General features: G+C 71.8%; 1 protein-coding gene. It reads left to right on the plus strand.

The features are described from left to right. Positions 1-2,462, plus strand: a 2,462-nt coding sequence (locus G3O00_RS41960) for an amino acid adenylation domain-containing protein (protein ID WP_206146522.1), incomplete at both ends; no start/stop codon positions are given.

The raw sequence follows: 2,462 nt of genomic DNA on the forward strand, positions 1-2,462 counted from the left end.
CGCCCACCGAGTTCTACACAGTATCTTACACTCTGTCCCTACACGCCGCTCTTCCGATCCCGTTCGCGGTGCTGCTCGCCGCGCTCGATGCGCTGCTGGCGCGCGCGACCGGCGACGCGCGCATCTGCGTCGGCGTGCCGGCCGCGAACCGCGAACGCGCGGAAGTCGCCGGCCTGATCGGCTTCTTCGTCAACACGCTCGCGATCGACGTCGAGGTGCCCGCGCACGGCGATTTCTCGTCGCTGGTCGCGCGTACGCAGCGTGCACTCGTCGATGCACAGATGCACCAGGACGTGCCGTTCGAGCAGGTGGTCGACGCGCTCGGCGTGCCGCGCAGCGCGAGCCACCATCCGCTGTTCCAGGTGATGGCCGCGTACGGCGAGCGCCGCGCGCTGCCGGCGCTCGGCACGGCAGCGGCCGCGTTGCTGCCGTCGGGCACGCCATCCGCGAAATTCGACCTGACGCTTTCGGTCGAAGCGACGCCGGACGGTACGTTCGACGCCGCATTCATCTACGCGCTCGACCTGTTCGAAGCGGACGCGATTTCACGGCTGGCCGCGCGCTTCGTCATGCTGCTGGCCGATGCGCTCGCGCGCCCCGACATGCCGGTCGGCGATCTCGACTGGCTGCCTGCCGCCGAGCGCGAGCAGCTCTTCGCATGGAATGCGCCGGCAGGCGCCACCGAATCCGAACCGTTCGTGCCCGTTCATGCCCGCATCGCCGCGCATGCTCAAGCACGGCCCGACGCACGCGGCGTCGCCGACATCGACCGCGCGCTGACGCGCGGTGACGTCGATGCGCGCGCGGCACGGCTGGCGCGCCATCTCGTGGCGGCCGGTGTACGACCGGAAATGCGCGTCGGTGTCGCGCTGCAGCGCTCGGTCGACCTGCTCGTCGCGCTGATCGCGGTGCTGAAGTCGGGCGCCGCGTTCGTGCCGCTCGATCCCGCGCATCCGCGCGAACGGCTCGCGCAGATCGTCGGCGACGCGAACATCGCGCACGTGCTGACCGACGGCGCGAGCGCCGCGTCGCTGCCCGAGCTGCCGGAACTGCGTGTGTGGCGCGCCGATGAAGTCGATGCACTCGACGAAGCCGCGCACGTCGAGCTGCCGGACGTGCTGCCCGGCCACGCGGCCTATGCGATCTACACGTCGGGCTCGACCGGCAAGCCGAAGGGCGTGATCGTCGACCATGCGTCGTTCGCGCTGCATTGCGCGGCGATCGCCGAGCGCTACGGCGCGGGCGAGAGCGACGTGTTCCTGCTGTTCCAGTCGGTCAACTTCGACGGCGCGCACGAAGGCTGGTTTTCGCAATACATGTCGGGCGCCGCCGTGTCGGTGACGGCCGACGTGCTGTGGCCGCCCGCGCAGACCTGCGCGATGATGGTCCGCGACGGCGTGACGATGACCTACGTGCCGCCCGGTTGTGCCGCACAGCTCGCCGAATGGGCACTCGCGCATGGCGCGCCGCCGACGCTGCGTTCGCTGACGGTCGGTGGCGAGGCGACGTCGCGCGAAGCGTTCGCGATGCTGCGCCGCGCACTGCCGGACGTGCGCGTGGTCAACGGCTACGGCCCGACCGAGACGGTCATCACGCCGACGCTGTGGATGTTCCGGCCCGGCGACGATCTCGCGAAGCTCGGCGACGCCGCATACCTGCCGATCGGCACGCTGGTCGGCGCACGCACAGCGCATGTGCTCGACGAGCGCCTGCATCCGCTGCCGGTCGGCGTGATCGGCGAACTGTACCTGGGCGGGGAAGGGATCGGCGTCGCGCGCGGCTATCTCGACCGCCCGGCGCTGACGGCCGAGCGCTTCGTGCCCGATCCGTACGGCGCGCCGGGCGCGCGGCTGTACCGCACGGGCGACCTCGTGCGGCGTCGCGCGGACGGCGTGTTCGACTTCATCGGCCGCGTCGACCACCAGGTGAAGCTGCGCGGGCTGCGCATCGAACTCGGCGAGATCGAGGCCCAGCTTGCCGCGCACGAGGCAGTGCGCGAAGCCTGCGCGGTCGTGCACGGGCAGGGCGCACTCGCGCAGCTCGTCGCGTATGTCGAGCTGACCGCCGACGCACAGGCAGCCGCGCAGCCGGTCGAAGCCGCGACGCTCGACGCGCACCTGCGCCGCACGCTGCCCGACTACATGGTGCCCGCGCAGCTGATCGTGCTCGACGCGCTGCCGCGCAACGCGAACAGCAAGGTCGACCGCGCACGGTTGCCGGCGCCGGTGCGGGTCGAACGCGCGTATGAAGCGCCGCACGACGGCGACGAAGGCCCGCTCGCCGCGAACTGGTGCGACGTGCTGAATCTCGACCGCGTGGGCCGTGGCGATCACCTCTTCGACCTCGGCCGCCACTCGCTCGCCGCCGTGCGCCGCGCCACGCGCGTGGCCGCGCGGCCCGGCCGCCACGTGCCCCGGCCGCCGCGCTGCGAACAACACGAAGACCGCGCCGAGGGGGAAGAG

The sequence above is a fragment of the Burkholderia sp. Ac-20384 genome, from assembly GCF_017104605.1.
GTDB lineage: Bacteria > Pseudomonadota > Gammaproteobacteria > Burkholderiales > Burkholderiaceae > Burkholderia > Burkholderia lata.